This is a genomic window from Jeotgalicoccus marinus DSM 19772 (assembly GCF_000425825.1).
Taxonomy (GTDB): Bacteria; Bacillota; Bacilli; order Staphylococcales; family Salinicoccaceae; genus Jeotgalicoccus; species Jeotgalicoccus marinus.
In genome coordinates this window covers 52519-70549 of the sequence record NZ_KE384460.1, presented here as the reverse complement: position 1 = coordinate 70549, position 18031 = coordinate 52519, and the positions used below count along the sequence as shown (strand labels likewise).

Annotated in this window: 22 protein-coding genes and 1 riboswitch; of the genes, 7 read left to right on the top strand and 15 right to left on the bottom strand. The window is 37.2% G+C overall.

The genetic code is table 11. The features are described 5' to 3' along the window. Positions 1-114 precede the first annotated feature (114 nt). From H624_RS0109520 to mnhG, 7 genes are read left to right on the top strand one after another with little or no spacing between them, the layout of a single operon-like run. Positions 115-2514, top strand: a complete 2400-nt coding sequence (locus H624_RS0109520) for a Na+/H+ antiporter subunit A (protein WP_026867375.1) — start codon at positions 115-117, stop codon at positions 2512-2514. Further along, positions 2498-2965, top strand: a complete 468-nt coding sequence (locus H624_RS0109515) for a Na(+)/H(+) antiporter subunit B (protein ID WP_051220561.1) — start codon at positions 2498-2500, stop codon at positions 2963-2965. The genes H624_RS0109520 and H624_RS0109515 overlap by 17 nt, the downstream gene beginning before the upstream one ends. After that, positions 2965-3306, top strand: coding sequence for a Na(+)/H(+) antiporter subunit C (locus H624_RS0109510; protein ID WP_026867373.1), 342 nt, complete (start codon positions 2965-2967; stop codon positions 3304-3306). Before H624_RS0109515 ends, H624_RS0109510 begins: the two co-directional genes overlap by 1 nt. After that, positions 3296-4789: a Na+/H+ antiporter subunit D gene (locus tag H624_RS0109505; protein WP_026867372.1), complete on the top strand. Its 1494-nt coding sequence runs from the start codon at positions 3296-3298 to the stop codon at positions 4787-4789. Before H624_RS0109510 ends, H624_RS0109505 begins: the two co-directional genes overlap by 11 nt. After that, positions 4790-5269 carry a Na+/H+ antiporter subunit E gene (locus H624_RS0109500; protein ID WP_026867371.1) on the top strand — a complete coding sequence of 160 codons (480 nt, stop codon included), beginning with the start codon at positions 4790-4792 and terminating at the stop codon, positions 5267-5269. It begins immediately after the preceding gene. Then, positions 5266-5565 carry a Na(+)/H(+) antiporter subunit F1 gene (locus tag H624_RS0109495; protein ID WP_026867370.1) on the top strand — a complete coding sequence of 100 codons (300 nt, stop codon included), beginning with the start codon at positions 5266-5268 and terminating at the stop codon, positions 5563-5565. The genes H624_RS0109500 and H624_RS0109495 overlap by 4 nt, the downstream gene beginning before the upstream one ends. Then, positions 5543-5959 (top strand): monovalent cation/H(+) antiporter subunit G, encoded by a 417-nt coding sequence (gene mnhG, locus H624_RS0109490; protein ID WP_035857165.1) that lies wholly within the window; start codon positions 5543-5545, stop codon positions 5957-5959. The genes H624_RS0109495 and mnhG overlap by 23 nt, the downstream gene beginning before the upstream one ends. 270 nt (positions 5960-6229) lie before the next feature. On the opposite strand, the gene H624_RS0109485 is transcribed toward mnhG, so the two are convergent. The 15 genes from H624_RS0109485 to H624_RS0109415 all read right to left on the bottom strand — a co-directional run bounded on the left by H624_RS0109485 (position 6230) and on the right by H624_RS0109415 (position 18016). Continuing rightward, entirely contained in the window at positions 6230-6601 is a 372-nt protein-coding gene (locus H624_RS0109485; protein ID WP_026867368.1) for a PaaI family thioesterase, read from the bottom strand. Then, positions 6594-8084, bottom strand: a complete 1491-nt coding sequence (locus H624_RS0109480; RefSeq protein ID WP_026867367.1) for a leucyl aminopeptidase — start codon at positions 8082-8084, stop codon at positions 6594-6596. Before H624_RS0109480 ends, H624_RS0109485 begins: the two co-directional genes overlap by 8 nt. A 12-nt stretch (positions 8085-8096) precedes the next feature. Continuing rightward, complete coding sequence (locus H624_RS0109475; protein WP_035857152.1) at positions 8097-8420, bottom strand: YuiB family protein; 324 nt, start codon at positions 8418-8420, stop codon at positions 8097-8099. A gap of 66 nt (positions 8421-8486) precedes the next feature. Further along, positions 8487-9698 carry an NAD(P)/FAD-dependent oxidoreductase gene (locus H624_RS0109470; protein WP_026867365.1) on the bottom strand — a complete coding sequence of 404 codons (1212 nt, stop codon included), beginning with the start codon at positions 9696-9698 and terminating at the stop codon, positions 8487-8489. 115 nt (positions 9699-9813) lie between these two features. Continuing rightward, positions 9814-10173 (bottom strand): HesB/IscA family protein, encoded by a 360-nt coding sequence (locus tag H624_RS0109465; RefSeq protein WP_026867364.1) that lies wholly within the window; start codon positions 10171-10173, stop codon positions 9814-9816. Positions 10174-10264: 91 nt separating this feature from the next. Continuing rightward, a complete protein-coding gene (locus H624_RS0109460) occupies positions 10265-10504 on the bottom strand; it encodes a DUF1450 domain-containing protein (RefSeq protein ID WP_026867363.1) in 240 nt (79 codons plus the stop codon). 57 nt (positions 10505-10561) lie between these two features. Beyond that, the gene (locus tag H624_RS0109455) at positions 10562-10804 is read right to left on the bottom strand and encodes a NifU family protein (RefSeq protein ID WP_026867362.1); all 243 of its coding nucleotides are present in this window, start codon (positions 10802-10804) and stop codon (positions 10562-10564) included. A gap of 103 nt (positions 10805-10907) precedes the next feature. Continuing rightward, positions 10908-11438 (bottom strand): biotin transporter BioY, encoded by a 531-nt coding sequence (locus H624_RS0109450; RefSeq protein ID WP_026867361.1) that lies wholly within the window; start codon positions 11436-11438, stop codon positions 10908-10910. An 89-nt stretch (positions 11439-11527) separates the two neighbouring features. Beyond that, complete coding sequence (locus H624_RS0109445; RefSeq protein ID WP_026867360.1) at positions 11528-12286, bottom strand: TIGR01457 family HAD-type hydrolase; 759 nt, start codon at positions 12284-12286, stop codon at positions 11528-11530. Next, the gene (locus tag H624_RS0109440; protein WP_026867359.1) at positions 12276-12701 is read right to left on the bottom strand and encodes a DUF86 domain-containing protein; all 426 of its coding nucleotides are present in this window, start codon (positions 12699-12701) and stop codon (positions 12276-12278) included. Before H624_RS0109440 ends, H624_RS0109445 begins: the two co-directional genes overlap by 11 nt. 60 nt (positions 12702-12761) lie before the next feature. Further along, positions 12762-13085, bottom strand: a complete 324-nt coding sequence (locus H624_RS0109435) for a YutD family protein (protein ID WP_026867358.1) — start codon at positions 13083-13085, stop codon at positions 12762-12764. A gap of 49 nt (positions 13086-13134) precedes the next feature. Then, positions 13135-14718, bottom strand: a complete 1584-nt coding sequence (locus H624_RS0109430) for a Na+/H+ antiporter NhaC family protein (RefSeq protein ID WP_026867357.1) — start codon at positions 14716-14718, stop codon at positions 13135-13137. Between the two features lie 71 nt (positions 14719-14789). Then, positions 14790-14953: riboswitch (Lysine riboswitch) on the bottom strand. 41 nt (positions 14954-14994) lie between these two features. Continuing rightward, on the bottom strand, positions 14995-16314 hold the full coding sequence (locus tag H624_RS0109425; protein ID WP_026867356.1) for a bifunctional metallophosphatase/5'-nucleotidase: 1320 nt from the start codon (positions 16312-16314) through the stop codon (positions 14995-14997). 12 nt (positions 16315-16326) lie between these two features. After that, positions 16327-17154 carry a sulfite exporter TauE/SafE family protein gene (locus H624_RS0109420; RefSeq protein ID WP_026867355.1) on the bottom strand — a complete coding sequence of 276 codons (828 nt, stop codon included), beginning with the start codon at positions 17152-17154 and terminating at the stop codon, positions 16327-16329. Between the two features lie 13 nt (positions 17155-17167). Then, positions 17168-18016 carry a DUF72 domain-containing protein gene (locus tag H624_RS0109415; protein ID WP_026867354.1) on the bottom strand — a complete coding sequence of 283 codons (849 nt, stop codon included), beginning with the start codon at positions 18014-18016 and terminating at the stop codon, positions 17168-17170. Positions 18017-18031: the final 15 nt, after the last annotated feature.

Here is an 18031-nt window from a genome sequence, read left to right as displayed (position 1 = left end):
CATCCATATATACAGTATAAAGTACTTATTCATAATTTCAAACGGTATGCGTTTATTTTATATAATTATTATTGTATACTAAGTTAATATAATATCGTTTGAGGAGGATACACTTTGACATTTATACACATAGCTATATTTTTGCCTGTCATAGCAGCAATTGCGATTGCTATTATCTACAGGTATGTTAAAGATGTACATCTCGGCTGGTTTGTTCTACCTGTTCCTGCTGTGATTGCTGCATATTTATTTTCACTTATACCCACAGTGTCAACTGATGGACCAATTCATCAAAATTTAAACTTGATGCCAAGAATCGGTATGAATTTTGATGTATACATAGATGGACTTGGACTATTGTTCGCCATTTTAATTTCTGGTATAGGTGCACTAGTGGTTTTATATTCAATTGGTTATTTGTCAAAAGAAGAGAAGCTTGGCAATTTTTACGTCTACCTTCTTATTTTTATGACTGCCATGCTAGGAATTGTCTTAAATGACAATGTCTTAATGCTTTACTTCTTTTGGGAGCTAACGTCAATTTCCAGTTTCCTATTAATTGCATTCTGGTACACGAAAGATAAGTCAATATACGGGGCACAGAAGTCCATGTTGATTACTTTCTTTGGTGGATTTATGATGCTTGGTGGTTTTATTGTTCTGTATATTATTACAGGCACCTTCAGCATTAGAGAAATGATTGGCAATGTCGATCTAATAATCGATAGTAATCTCGCACCCTTTGCAGTTGTTTTAATCTTACTTGGTGCCTTTACTAAATCAGCTCAATTTCCATTTTATATCTGGTTACCAGATGCCATGGAAGCACCGACTCCAGTCAGTGCCTACCTCCACTCAGCAACCATGGTTAAAGCAGGTCTTTACCTTGTTGCTAGGTTTACACCAGTGTTTGCCTTTAGTGAGCTTTGGGTGTGGATCATATTACTCGGCGGACTGATTACACTGGTTTGGGCGTCGTTCAACGCTATCAAGCAAGATGATCTTAAAGGTGTGCTTGCCTTTTCTACAGTCTCTCAGCTCGGGCTTATAATGAGTTTACTCGGTGTGGGTGCACTTGCAGTAGCGACCGGTGCAAATGAGGAAATATTTACAGTCGCTGTCGTTGCAGCTGTTTTCCACATTATTAACCACGCAACTTTCAAAGGTTCTCTGTTTATGGTAGCGGGTATTCTCGACCATGAAACAGGTACACGTAGCATTAGAAAACTTGGTGGTCTATTAACACTCATGCCAATATCATTTACGATGACCTTGGTTACAGCACTTTCAATGGCTGGTATTCCACCATTTAACGGATTTTTATCGAAAGAGTTATTCCTAGAAGCGATGTTTGAGATTAGTCATGCAAACTTTAGCGCCTTAGCTGATTGGAGTGTACTATTCCCAATCCTAGGAATTGTAGGTAGTATCTTTACATTCGTTTATTCACTTAAACTCATTCATGGTGTCTTCTTTGGAGATAGAAGTTATGACACTCCAAAAGAACCACACGAAGCACCAGCTTTACTCTTAATTTCACCAATTATCTTATCTGCTTTAGTGATCATTTTCGGACTATTCCCAAATATCCTATCAGGTACGATTATTGACCCAGCAGCTATGAGTATTTTAGGTACAGATACGGCCTTAAACACACAAATTTCACATTGGCACGGTTTTAATAACCCGGCCTTATGGGCAACAGTCGCTATTATCGTCATCGGTGGTGTCATGTACATCTTTAGAAATAGCTGGATGTTCATATATGACTACCATAAAGAGCATTTCACTCTTAACTATTTATATGACCAAGGACTACTGTATAGTCAACTGGGTTCTAAAAAAGCAACCGATGGTGTAATGACTGGTTTCTTTAGAGATTATATGGTTTATATCTTTGGATTCTTCGTTCTATTTAGTATCATTACAACATTCTTTACAGGTCTTCCAATCACATTCGATGACTTTGCAGATGTTGGTATCCAGGATATGGTTCTCGTGATCATTATCTTGATTTCTTTAGCTATCATTATGATGACGCGTTCACGCATGGTTTCAATCATCATGTTAGGTGCAATAGGCTTCTCTATGGCCTTATTCTTTGCCTTCTTTAGAGCACCGGATCTTGCCCTGACGCAGTTATCTATAGAAACAGTTACGACGACCTTATTCCTAGTATGTTTCTATCATTTACCGAAAAAGTCTAAGCATGAAGAAACGATTAAATTTAAATTCACTAACTTTATTATTTCAGTTGGTGTTGGTGCTGTCGTTATCCTCTTTGGATTATCAGCTTACTCAAACAGGTTGTTTGAATCTATCAGCCAATTCCACATTGAAAACGTTTATGAGCTCGCCGCTGGCGGTAACATGGTCAACGTTATTCTTGTTGATTTCCGTGGTTACGATACCCTCATGGAAACATTAGTATTTGGTATTGCCGGCATCGGTATATATGCATTAATGAAAGCAAAAGTAAAAGGAAAGGATGATAATAATGAAGAGCACGCTTAAGAGAGCTGGCTACAGTAAGGTCCAACGTCAGATGAACGATGTGTTCATTCAGTTTACGGGCAGAGTAATATTTTTAATCATATTACTCTTCTCAGTAAACATGTTCTTAGCTGGACACTATGAACCAGGCGGCGGCTTCGTCGGTGGTTTGCTCGCAGCTTCAGCAGTCATCCTTCTATTGATTGCTTTTGATTTCGAGACTGTAAGAAAAATGATTCCGATAAACTTTCATTTAATCATCAGTATCGGTCTATTTCTAGCTATTGCTGTACCGACAGCCTTGTATTTCTTTGGAGTACCGTTCTTCACCCATCAACATACGTATATCGATGTTCCTATATTCGGGGAAGTAGCACTACACACAGCTGTCGCTTTTGATATTGGCGTATTTATGACAGTAGCTGGAACAGCACTGTTAATCGTTTCCCTAGTTGGGGGGATGGATGACTAATGGAACTTGTTACTATAATCTTGTCTGGCATATTAATTGCTAGTGCAACATATTTAATATTGTCTAAAAGTGTTTTAAGAATAATTATTGGTATATCAATTCTTTCACATGGTGTGCATTTAATGATTCTAACTATGGGTCAACTGAAACGGGGTAATGTTCCTGTACTCGATGACTCTGTCTCGACTTACACAGATCCACTCCCACAGGCCTTAATACTGACAGCCATTGTAATCTCATTTGCACTGACATCATTTAGTCTGATCTTGCTCTTAAGAAACTATAAAGAGCTCGGTACAGATAACACAGAAGATATGAAAGGAGTTCCTCATGGCGACTAACATTTTACCTATGCTCCCAATCATTCTTCCATTCTTTGCTGGTGTCATAATGTTGTTCATGGGCAAACGTCCTATTCCACACAGAATAGTCTCAGCAATTACCAGTGCCCTAATGGTTGGTATTAGCGCATATAGTATATATTATGTATACAAGAACGGTGCGATGGTGACCTTTATAAGTAATTGGTCCGCACCATTTGGAATCAGTGTTGTCTATGACATGGTCGCTGCTTTGTTAGTACTGACAACATCGATTATCTTATTTTTCACAGTTGTTTACTCTTTCCAGTCCATAGGCTATGAAAGAGAAAAATATTACTATTATCCCATGGTCATGTTCATGATCACAGGTATTATTGGTGCGTTTACGACAGGTGATATCTTCAATATGTTCGTCTTCTTTGAAGTATTCCTTTTAGCATCTTATGTACTTATTACACTCGGTAATAGAAAGATTCAATTGCAGGAAGGGTTTAAATATTTCGTTGTTAACGTTGTATCTTCAAACTTCTTCTTAATTGGTTTAGCTTATCTCTACTCAATCACTGGTTCATTGAATATGGCTGATATTCAGATAAAGCTATCCAATTATGATGGTAATTTAGCTGTCATGACCTTAGTTGCAGTAGTATTCATATTTGTTTTTGCAACAAAAGCAGGACTTTTCCCGCTTTATTTCTGGATGCCAGGTTCTTATAATGCACCACCGATTCCTATCATTGCTTTATTTGGTGCACTATTAACTAAAGTTGGTATTTATGCCATTGCTAGAACATTTTCACTGTTCTTCCAACACGATGTCGGTTATACCCATCAAGTGCTACTATTACTTGCCTTGTTGACCATCATCGTAGGTTGTATTGGTGCTTTAGCTTACACTGATATGAAAATGGTCATCATCTACAACATTATGATTGCCGTCGGTGTTATCGTTGTTGGCTTTGCTATGATGGATGAAGTTGGATCAATCGGTGCGATGTATTATCTAATACACGATATGATCATTAAGGGCGCCCTGTTCTTACTTGTTGGTTTCATCATCTACAGAACTGGTAAGAATAATTCAGAAGATATAGGTGGTTTAATTAATAGTCACCCAGTTGTTGGTTGGACATTCTTTATTGCTGCCCTATCACTTGCTGGTGTGCCGCCCTTACCAGGCTTTTACGGTAAGTTGTTCATCGTAGAGTCAGCTTTCCTTAACGACCACGTTATTGCAGCAATTATCGTCTTATTATCAAGTCTGATTGTCCTATTTAGCATTATGAAGTTATTCATCAATGTATTCTTTAGAGAACCAAGAGAAGGTCTTGAGCTTAGAGATATTAAATCAGATAAACTACTCTTCTCAGCAGTCGGACTTGTAGTCGTTTCAATCGTGTTTGGTTTATCAGCAGATTTTCTTTACCCAGTATTTGAAATGGCTGCCGAATCATTCTTCGATCCGTCATCATATTCTAACTACTTGATGGAGGTGGAATAAATGTCATTTCAACTATTAGTAAACATCATTTTAGCTTTTCTATGGATGTTCATGAATGCTGACATGTCTGTTGGAACCTTTGTCACTGGTTACTTAATCGGCTTGGTTGCAGTATATTTATTTAGAAACTTCTTACCAGGTAGATTCTACTTACGCCGTTTGTACTTAATGATTAAACTACTGTTTATCTTTATAATAGAACTTGTCAAAGCGAATATTGATGTTGTAAAAATTGTGATGTCACCAAAAATTGACATCCATCCCGGTTTCTATGCCTATCCGAGCGATTTAGAAGAAGAATGGGAAGTTGCTTTACTTTCGACATTAATTACCTTAACTCCAGGTACAGTCGTTGTTGCGATATCAGATGACTACTCCATTATTTACATTCACGGCCTAGATATGGATGATGCTGATGAAGAAATTGATAACATTAAAGCTGCTTTTGAAAATGTTATAAAAGAGGTGGCTCAACCATGACATCATTTGTATATATTATCGTAATCTTTTCAATTATCGTATTTGCTATCACCATGCTTGGTATGTTGTACAGAACAATTAAAGGACCAACACTACATGATAGAGTCGTCACGCTCGATGCATTTGGGGTAACCTTGATGGGAATGATTGGTCTATTATCCATCGTCTTAGAAACAACCTATCTCTTACCAATAATTATGCTAATCGGAATGGTTGGTTTTATCGGTACAGTTGGCTTTGCTAAATTCCTAGAGAAAGGTGTGATCATCGAAAATGATAGAGATAATAATAGTTAGTCTCATTACAATCTTTCTAATCGGTGGTGCCTTTTTTACAGCAGTAGCAGCCATTGGCGTGATTCGTTTACCTGATACCTATACTAGAATCCATGCCGCTTCGAAAAGTTCGACACTAGGTGTCGGTATGACATTGATCGGGGTATTTATCTACTTTGCTTATTATCAAGCAGAAATCGAAACCCAACTGATATTAGCGATTATATTCATCTTCATATCTGCACCTGTTGGTGCCCATATGATTGCCAGAAGTGCCTTTCACTCCGATGTTGAACCTTATAAACTCACCATTCTCAATGAATTGAAACGTGATGAAACAGGTTCCGAAATCGAAACAGAAGAGCATGTCAGACTGAAAATCGAACGCAGTAAAGACAAAGAACTCGATGATTAAATGATATACCTGTATAACATCTTTACAGATGTTATACAGTTTTTTTATTTACCAGATAGATTGGTCGGGGCTCATTTACCGGTAAACACAAAATACAGGCAGATGCCCTGGCTCATTGTCCAGTAAACACAAAATACAGGCAGATGCCCTGGCTCATTGTCCAGTAAACACAAAATACAGGCAGATGCCCTGGCTCATTGTCCAGTAAACACAAAAAAATAACTCCTTAGCTGTATAGATACAGCTAAGGAGTTATTTCAATCTTACGTTTTATTTTTGTCTTACTGCCATGGTACATCTAGAAACTGCAACTAAATCATCTGCATCATCTGTAATATCAATTTCCCAAACCTGCGATGATTTACCTGCATGTCTCAACACTGCTTTAGCAATTAAAGTGCCTTGTCTCTTTGCTTTTAAGTGATTAATATTAAGCTCCATTCCGAATGCAATTTGATCATCTTCAATTTGATGACTGGCACCTATACTGGCAGCAGTTTCTGCAAGAACGGCATTAATTCCTCCATGGACAAAACCAAATGGTTGTAGTGCATCTGATGTAATTTCCATATCGATACTACATGTCCCGTCATCTACTTCTAAGACATTGATGCCAAGAAGTTCAATCAATCCTCTACTCATATAGTGTCCCTGACTCAATTAAATCAACAATTGTTCTAATCATTACACCAGTTGAACCTTTTTTTCCAAATGGTGTCACACTAGTACTATTACTTGAACCTGCAATATCAAAGTGAATCCATGGTGTGTTTTCAGTGAATTCTTTAATGAAGGCAGCAGCAAATGATGCGCCGCCTGGTTTAAAGTCGGCATTGATTAAATCAGCTATATCTGACTTTCTCACACGTTTTTCTTCATGCTCTGAAAGTGGTAATTGCCATACATCTTCACCTGTGACTTTACTACTGATTAACAAGTTATTCATCACTTTTCTATCGACATCCGTAAATATTCCTGTACGATATTCACCTATGGCTTGGACAACGGCACCTGTTAAAGTTGCAAAGTCCATCATTACTTTTGGCTTATACTCTTTTGCGGCATAATAAACAGCATCAGCTAGTACTAAGCGACCTTCTGCATCTGTATTTGAAACCTCTACAGTTTTACCTGATAAAGATTGATACACATCGTCAGGACGCATGCCATTACCATCTACCATGTTTTCTGCTAACGCAAGTACTGCGACAACATGTACTGGTAAATCGAGTTTGGATACAGCTTCAATCATCCCCACTACATTTGCAGAACCACTCATATCGTATTTCATTGAACGCATGCCATTACGACTCTTCAATGAATAACCGCCACTGTCATAAGTAATCCCCTTACCGACTAATACTATTGGTGCATCAAATTTTGCATCCGGGTGCTTATATTCAATCGTGACAAGACGAGGTTTTCTTTGTGAAGCTTTACCTACTGCTGTCAATAAGCCAAAACCTTCTTGGGTTAAGGTGTCAAAATCTTTTACCTCACCCTTAACATGGGGGTGATTTTTAAAGTTATCAGCTAAATAATCCGCATAACTTTCTGGATATAGTAAATTCGGTGGCATCGTCGCAAAGTTTCTAGCTAGGTTAATACTAGAACCCACTTTCTCACCATGTTCGAAGTATTTAGTGACATCGTGTTCTGTAACAAGTGTGAGCGTTAAACCTTCACTGAACTGTTGTTTACTGTCTGAAGTATAGCCGACTGGTTCGTAGGTACTTACCTTTGCCATTAATCCGATAGCATCTGCAACTTCAGCAGCTTCGAAAGCGAATGTGTCCAAAATAATTTGAGCCTTATTATCCTTTTCTTTTTCCATGAACTGAAATACATTACCAAGTGCTTCCTGGACTTTTAGCACCGTCAATTGACTAGCATCACCGAGTCCAACTGCAACAACTTTTCTGTATTCTCTTTGAATTGTTACGCCTGTCGTTGTTACCTTATTCAACTTAGTTGATAGCACATTCGATGTGATAATTTCCTTAGTTAATCCGTTTAACAAAGTATCGAGTTCTGCAAAATTTTTCATTTCTTCAACATTTTCTGGTAAACCAATGACAATTACTGAATCATCAGCCACATAACTCTCTTCAAATTTCACTTTCATAAAAAGATCCCCCTAGAACATTTGATAACCTGCTTTTCTTAAATAACGAATCGTCATCCCTGCAAGTATGATGCCGATTAAGCCTGAACCTAAGATGATGATATCGTAAATAGAGATGCCAATAATATTACTCCAAAGCGTATTAAACGATTCTCCCGGACTACTTATGTAATCAAATAATGAAACTCTACCTATAATCCAAAGAACAATTACAGGATAAACAACCGCCATAATCCATGTCATTTTTAAAATCATGTTCAGTATAAAACTAATTCCGTAAAATAAAACGAAATATAGTAATACAGATATAAATAACTGAACGACATTCATTGCCATATATGTTTCCTCCAAAAAAATAAGCATGGGCATTATATATACCCATGCATAATGCTAACTTTTAACTTACATGAATTTACCTTTAGTCGCAGCCAGTGCAAGGCCACCGATTTTGAACACTGCACGTGTGTCGATGACTTTCTTCATGAAAGCAGCTGGTTTACCTTTAATTTCTTTACCCATAACAACACCGATACCATCTTTAGAACCTAAAGAACATACAGTACCTTTGTCATCGTATACAAACGGTTCTTTCTTATCACCATCTAAACTCAATTTAATGTTCTTAGCAGTGTGTTCACCTAATTGCATAGCGATTTGAGCTGTTGTTGGGTAAGGACGTGCATCCTTACCTGTGCCGTTCATTACCGCTGCAACGTCACCGATTGCATAAATATTGTCATATCCATCTATAGTTAAATCGTTATTAACTACAATTCTTCCACGTTTCACACCTTCAAACGATTCTTCCATTAATTTAGAACCACGTACACCTGCAGTCCAGATTACGCTTGAAGCTTCAATTTGCTGTTCTTGATCATTCACTTTAACAACAAAACCTTTATCATTAGCAGCAACAATCGCTGTACCAAGCATGAATTCAACACCACGTTTTTCTAAGAAGTCAACTGCGTGCTGAGTTAACTCATCAGAGAACATTGGTAACATTGTAGGCATTGCCTCAACACAAGTAATCTTGACATCATTGTAATCTATACCGTGTGCTTTACATAATTCAGGTAGAGTTTCGACAAGTTCACCTAAGAATTCAACGCCAGTAAATCCAGCACCACCCACTAAGATAGCGAGGTCTCTCTTATCTTGACTCGTCTTATAGTTGATGAAGTTTTTCTCAATTTCTTCACGAGCTTTTACTGCAGATTGAGGACTGACGATAGTTTCAGCATATTCATCCATGCCTTCAATACCAAATGACTCACTTTCAAAGCCAAGTGATACAACTAAAATATCAAAGTCAAATTCACCTTGGTTCGTTTGAACAACTTTGTTATCACGATCAATCTTAGTCACTTCTGCAGGCACAAAACGTACTTTCATATTATCAACAACTTTAGCAATCGGATAAACTCCGTCTTCCCAGTTCATTGATCCCGCTGCTGTTTCATGCAACCAAGTTGATTCATAATGATATTCATTTTTGTTGATTAATGTGATATCAGCTTCTTGTACACTGAGTAGTTTTTGTAGTTTAGTTACAGTTGATAATCCAGCGTAGCCCGCACCAAGTACGAGAATTTTTTTTCTTTCAAAACTCATTTTTATTTTCCTTCCTACAAGCGTAATTTGTTGTGCAAGAATTATTTATATATATCATGCATACCAGTTACAATATTAGCACTATACCGCAATAATTCAAGCGTTTTCCTTGATTTTAGCAGTCTGCTGGCGCACCCGCATTCGTCTTCGTTCTAAAGGAAGATCCGCAGCCACAAGACAAGCTCGCATTTGGATTTTCAATCGTAAATCCGCCGCCGACTAACGATTGTTTAAAGTCGATTACGGTACCATCTACAACAGGTAAATCGAATTTATCTACAAGCATTTTCACACCGTAGTATTCGAATACTTCATCTCTTTCTCCTATATTCGTTTCAGCAGCCATTCCATAAGTAAGCCCTGTACAACCACCACCCTGTACTTTAAAACGGAGGTAGCCGTCAGCCATATCATTAGCTTCTAGCATATCTTTAACTTCATATGCCGCACTCTCAGTCAATGTTACTGTGGACATAAAATCACTCCTCTTTAAATACTATTACCACAAGTTTTTATAATTTAATTATACTACAGTCATTTTAGCTACACCAATCAACCGTTTATAATTATAGATCTCTATTATTCTTCTCTATTCTTTTATATGCCTTTTCTAACAACTGCTCTTTAGTTTTAGCAGAGACAATCTCTCCATCTATCAAAACAAAGAATGTCTTAGAACATAAGCCGCAATTGTTTGTGCACTCATAATCCACCACATCAATTGCAAGATCCTGGTCTAAAGCACGATAAACATCCTCAGTTCCTTTTTGCATATTTGCATTACAAAATTCTGCTATTGTAAACATAAAAACACCTCACCATACAATAAAAAAACTGGAGACACGAGCGTCTCCAGCTGCAAGTTAAAATACTTGTTCGATCTCTACAAAGCCTGGTACTTCTTCAAGTAACGCACGTTCGATACCCGCTTTTAGAGTAATCGTTGAGCTAGGGCATGTCCCACATGCACCAAGCAATCTAAGCTTAACAATACCATCTTCTACATCAACGAGTTCAACGTCTCCGCCGTCACGAAGTAGAAATGGACGCAATTTATTCAGTACCTCTTCGACTTGTTCGTACATAGTATCTTGACTGACTGTCATATAAGTTCACTCCAATCAATTAATAAGCCTCTCCTACTAGTCACTATTATAAGGGATTTACTCATAAAAATCCATCAATTGAAAGTCTGAATTTTTTATCTTACTATGCAAGTCTTAAGCCTCGATTTTCTAATGTCCGCGCTAAGGCGACTGTTACAATCGCTAGGGCAATGTCCTTAATTAGGAAAGGAATCACCGTAACGAAAAGAATTTCAAGAAATGCCATCGGTGTATTTAGAACGACACCCATAACAAAAGCAAAGTAAGATGTACCAAATAAGAAGACTACTGCCATCCCTAAAAGCGTCCACATAAACATAGTTATAAATGATTTTTCTTTAGCCAGTCCAAAAATTAACACTGCGGGTATATACCCTAAAATAAATCCAAATGTTGGTGAAACAAAGGCGCCTAAACCTGCAGCTCCCGCAAAAACAGGTACACCAAGTAGACCAATTAATGTATATATAATCAAACTAACGACGCCTGTTTTTGTGCCCAACAATAAGCCACAAAGTATCACCATAGGCAACTGTAAAGTAAAAGGCACTGGGCCAAGGGGTATTTTAATTTGTGCAGCAATTGCAATGAGGCCAACAAATAGAGCAGCCTGAACAAGTTGTTTTGTCTTCATTCTATTTTCCTCCACCTATATCGATAGAGTTAGTTTATCAGAAAAAAACGCTAATGTTAACCCTTAATTTTAAAGGTTAACATTAGCGTTTATAACTGCCATTCACTTAAATTATCTATTAGATGTGTCGGAACTTTATTACGTGATTTAACATCTTTTGTACTATGGACACCTGTGTTCACATGAATCGTATCTACCCCGCCATTGATACCTGTCAAAATGTCGGTATCATAATTATCCCCAATCATCGCGACATCTTTTTTATTAAGTTTGAGTTGAACCAAGGCACCTTCTAAAATAAATTTTTCAGGTTTACCGATAATCGTTGGGTCTACACCTGTTACATCACTGACTAGTTTCACAAAGGCACCATTACCAGGTGAAAATCCAAAATGGCTCTTGATTTTCTGGTCAGGATTCGTCGCTAAAAATTTAGCACCATTTTGAATTAACCTGCATGCTTGAATAATCTTGTCGTATGTAATCGTTGGATCAAGGCCCATTACAACCACATCGACTGCTTCATCTGTCAGCTCTGCAACTTCTTCTAGTGTAGCTTTAAAGCTATCTGTACCAATGACAAATACCTTAGGTGCTTTATAATGTTCCTCTATATATTTCGCCATCGCCATAGCAGAAGTATAAATATGATGCGTAGAGGTTTTAAAACCCAGAACATCAAATTTTTCTTGCAATTCATTTTTACTTCTCGTCGCATTATTTGTTAAGAATAAGTAAGGCAGTTTTTCTTCATTCAAACGATCTATAAATTCCCTTGCACCATCAATGACCTCGTCTCCATTAAACATCGTTCCATCAAGATCAATCAAATAACCCTTATACATCATCTGTCGAAAAAGCTGTTACAGCTTGAGGATCAGTTTTTCTGAAGTGTTCAAAACTTGCCTTAAAATTTTTGTAGGCATCAATGTTATCAAGGAAATCAAGTTTCATACTTTGATGGTCAATATCCGTATAATTTCTAGTTAACTCTGTACGCCATTTTAAGGTATTTTTAAATTTCAATGCATCATTACTATCGATGACTTTCTCTTGTTCCATTATGTCAATAACATCCTGATAGCTACCAGGATCTCTTAAGATAAAAGCATCAATGATCATATTCCCGACATCAACAGTCGCTTCAATCAACATCTGACACGTGCGTTCCAAGGCAAGTTTGTCGTCTGTGTCTACTAATTTCGACATCTCTTCAATATAAGCTAAACGCTTATTTAATAACGTTTTATCTACAAAATACATAAGTCACCTCATCTAATCTATTCGTATTAATCATATCATAGAAAAAGAAGAAGCTAAGGTTTACACCTCCGCTTCTTCACCATTTTCTTCATTCTGTGTCTTCAATTCTGCCTTAGTTACTTTTCTTAAAATAAAGTAAGCACATCCAAAGTTGCAGTATTCATTTAAATATTCTTGGATTGTGTCTGCTCTTTTATCCGGCTCTATTTTACGTTTAGAAGATCGATAAAAACCAGCAAGCCTTAATTTTTCATAACCAATATCGCCGACGATATAGTCATATTTATTTAGTAGTTCACTATACTTTTCAACAAAGACCTCTTCATCAAATGCATCGCGGTAATTTTCCACGAGTTCAAAGTTCATATGACCAATGGTAATCACATTGACACATCCTTTACCTATAATAACTCTATTTTACCACAGTTATTTCTTATGTGGTTTCTTTAGATACAGGTCTGTAGATGAATTTTACAACAATAAATACGACGATTAAACATGCAAGTAAACTTAGTAGTGCTAGACCAACACTAAGTGTTGTCCCGAGTACAACAAAGGCAACTAGCCCGATAACAGCTGATAAAATGGCATAAGGTAACTGGGTCATTACGTGAACGATATAGTCCGCCCCGGAGCCAGTTGCTGATAGAATTGTCGTATCAGAAATTGGTGAACAGTGATCACCAAATACCGCACCAGCTAGTACAGCTGCAATTGATGGTAATAATAAATCAGTTGCATTTAATGAAATCATAATTTCGCCTGCAATTGGAATTAATATACCGAATGAACCCCAGCTTGTTCCCGTTGCCATAGCCATAATACATGCAACAATAAAAATGACGGCAGGAACAAGTGAAACGGGCAGGTTAGAACTTTCAACCATACCTCCGAGCACATCACCTGTTCCGAGTTCAGTAATTAAACCACCAATCATCCAAGCGAAAGTTAAGACTAACATTGCTGGAAACATTGCAAGGAACCCTGTTTTAATTCCTAAAAGTACTTGTTTAAATCCAAAGTTATCATCGTTCTTTGTATGTCCAATATAGTAAACTAGAGCTAAAGCTAGCCCTACAAGACCACCAATTACTAATGAGTGGGTAATCATCATATTCTCCAACATATCGATTAAGGTCCAAGAACCAGCAGCAATCCCCCCAGAGATGAACATGCTTGCAATAACAGTTATTGCTAAACCGATGATTGGTACTGTTAATGCTTTAGCACTGGAGCCTTCATGAACTGGGAGGTCGTCTTCTTCAGTTGCCATATCAGGTACCTTATCCCTTAAAATACCTTCGTTAATGGCTAAGTCTTCTTGTTTTCTCATCGGTCCAATATCGAACTTAAAAATAATAACGAAAAGCATAATTGCCATTGCAGCAATGACATAGAAGTTCATTGGCACCATATATATAAAGCTTTGGAAAGGAGAAATATGTTCTAGACCAGCACTGACTAACAATGGAGCTGTCATACCCATAATACCCGCACCCCAACTTGAAATTGGAACCATTATAGATACTGGAGAAGCTGTTGTATCAACCAAGTATGCAAGCTTTGCTCTAGAAATTTTAAATTTGTCCGTGATGGGTTTGGCAACTTGACCAACAATTAAAGAACTAAAGTAATCATCTATAAAAATAATAACGCCTAAAAGTCCGGTAATAAGACCCGCTCCACGTCTAGTTTTAACTTTCGTTAAGGCCCATTCCGTAAAGGCTTTTGCACCGCCTGACATGTTCATAAATGCAGTCATAATACCAAGTAATGTTAAAAAGATTAAGATGAAGGCGTTCCATGTGTTTAAACCACCATCTTCAATAAATATTGCTAAAAATGAGTCGATTAAAATTTGGAAGAACTCACCAAAGTGCCCACCAGCAATAACGAAAGCAGCAGTCACAATTCCGGCACCTAAACTGATACTGACTTTTCTAGTTATAATAACTAAGATCAGTGTGAGTAAAGGTGGGACCAAGGGCATGTATTCCCAACTTAAAAAAGATTCCATATGTATTTCCTCCTAAAAATTTCAAATAAAAAAACCATAAACACGCTATTATGTACGCATTTATGATTCCAATGTACTGTAGCGCATCATATAACTGACAGTCCTTAGTCTCTTAAACTAAGACCCAGAATAAGTACCCGCCGGTCTTATTCTTCGGCGTCTTTCCCTTTCGATATTCCTAATCGCATGCCTGCTAGAATATTTACTGATAAAAAACGCAACCTCTACTTTTTTTATTCAATTGTTTTTCATTATAACACAAGCTTTTATAAATGACTATAAGCATTTTAAATAGTTCTTGATAATGTCGCGGAGTAAATCTGGCATCATATAATCTTTTTTTGAATATCTAAACTGTGGGAAAATACGACCGAATGTATACATATCTAAAGTACCAAGTGAATATGTACGTCCATCATCAATTAATTCATTGCCGATGTAATACTCTCTCTCAGATTGAACGTACGATATATTATCCATGACAAAGGCACCAAATATATCACCTCTAAAACCGAGGCCCCTGACAATCTCATCCTTATACTCATGACGATTTGCTTCTGTAAAAACTTCTTTCATTTCTCGTCCTGTCAACTCGATTTTCACAGCATTAATCGCGTGTGGTAATACTTTGTGTAAAGCATACTCTGTCAATTCTCCACCTTCAAACGGACTAGCCACTAGACCAGTATGAATAAGACCTACATCACTGTCTGTAAAATCTCGTATCATATAAGCTAGTAAGGATGCAAAACGAGAGGCAGAATACAGTCGTCTTTCAATCGGATAGGCGTCACTTTTAATCACTGTATTACTCAGCATTTCTTTACCGAGTTGATAATAATTGTTTTCTTTAGGTGCAAGGAAGTCGGCCTCAATCAATTTTGCATTTTTACCGATCAATTTTTTACCTTGAAAGTTCAAGGTCACTTCTCCAATATACTCACCGTATCGACCAGCGGCAGCTAAGAGTACGCCATTAATGCGCTCGCCATAATCAAAGTGGTGATGTGTGTGTGAAGATAAAATCAAATCAATCTCTGGAAAGCGGTTCGCTAAATTTTCATCATCATACATACCAAGATGGCTTAGCATAACAATGACATCCACCTTACCCCGAAGTTCAGCTAAATATTTTTCAACCCATGAGAATGCATCTGCAACTTCCCAGTCTAAGGCTAAGTAAAATGGGGTAAATTCAACAGTCGCCGCTATAAAACCAATCTTAACACCCTTCACTTCCTTAATAGTGTAGGGTTTAAAAAATGGATTATCCGCACCAACCTCTCTTAAGTTTGTACAAATAACATCAAAGTTCGCATCATCATAAAGGTGTTTCAATTGTTCTTTTGTAAGGGTAATACCTTCATTATTCCCTATCGTCGCAACATCGCATGTCGCTTCGTTTAATAGTTCAATATTTCCTTTACCGAGCGTTGCCTCAGTGTATGGATGTGAGCGGTCAACATGATCACCAATGTCCACATATACCATGTTATCACTGTATTGGTGTCTTTTATCGTTAAGAAAACTAGTAAATTTCACATAGTTATCTAACGCACTGTGAATATCATTTGTGTGATAAATCTTCACTTCCATACTATACACTCCTTAGAAAAAAGTTTGAGAAATTAAATATATACCCAGTAGGAATAGAACAGAACGTAAGATGATAACGAGACTGTTTGAGTTGAATTTCTGATTAATCTTAACACCTATATTCGCACCTAAAATAGCAGCAGGCACAAGTAAGAGTATATACATAAAGACGACATTCCCTTGTAGTATATGACCTGAGGCAGAGGATAAGCCAGAAAAGAAGACCATCATCATACTTGTACCAATGGCAATAGTCGGTGGCATACGAAAGACCATCAACATGAGCGGCGTCATCAGTACGCCACCACCAATACCGAAGAGCCCCGTTACAAAACCAACTAGAAACGTAATTGCAATAGCCAGATACGGTGGGAAACCATAGTGATAGACATTCCCCATATTGTCTCTATGAGGCTTCATATATTTAGGATTTTGAAATATTTTTAATGGTTTAATCTTGTTTCTAACGACCAACAAAATTGAAACAAAAATTAGGAAGACACCAAAGTATAAATTGAAACTATCCACTGTAAAAAGACTACTCGCATAAGAACCTGTGAAGGCTCCAGGAATTAGTCCGATTAAAAATAGCGTACCATTTTGTCTATCAACTTGATTGTTTTTTGCATACGACCACATCGCACTTAAGCCTGTGAAAATTAATAGCATACTAGATGTACCGACAGCTGTTTGAGGTGTTATCGCAGGTAAGAGCCCTAAAGATAGTCCGAAATACATTAGTGCAGGCACAACAATAACACCCCCGCCAATACCGACGAGTGATCCTAAAATAGAAGAGAGTAACCCGATTAACATCAGTATAATGACAACTGTAATCATGTCGTCCAGCCCCTTAGAATAGTTTCAATTGTTTAGGAAATAGCCCGCTATATTCAATATCCATTAAATCTATAAAAGTCTTGGCATTTCCTGCAGCATGGCCACCGGAATTATTATTAAAGACGATATATATATGTTTCGTTTTATGTTTTAGAATATCCACTTGTCTTTTCAACCAAGCGAGCTCATCTTTGTTATAATCATATAGATAACGTACCTCACGCCACTCATCAGAAGTTCGATTTTGCTGGGTCCAACCATGTACGTTACGACCATGTAGTCTAATAAAGGCAATATCATCAGTGACTCTGTTAACAAATGGTATTGACCCGATACCAGCATTGGGTTCGTCACAAATACTGTGAATCAATTCTGAGTCATGTAAAAAACTAAGCGTTTCTTCTTTATACTCATCTTGAAACCATGTTTGGTTACGAAATTCTACTGCAATTTTGTATGGTTTTAATAATTCTGTTGCAAATTTTACATATCTTATATTTTTACTTGTACAATCAAACCACGGTGGAAATTGTAGTAAGACAAAAGCGAGTTTATTTCTTTCTTGCATTGGTTTTAACATATCTTTAAATGCTATAAAGACATCTTTAATTGAATCATAGTAATCACGATAATCACTATGCCCTGTCATAAATTGATGTGCCTTAACAACAAATTTAAATGACTCTGGTGTCTCCTGACACCATTTTTCTATTGTAGATGTTCTTTGTATGGCATAATATGTAGCATCGAGTTCTACAATTGGAAAATGTGAAGCATAAGTCATCAATTTATCTTTTTTGTTTGACAGTTCTGTATATAGTGAATCATGGTCACCCCAGCCTGTCAGTCCTATAAAAATCATTCAATCACCTTACTT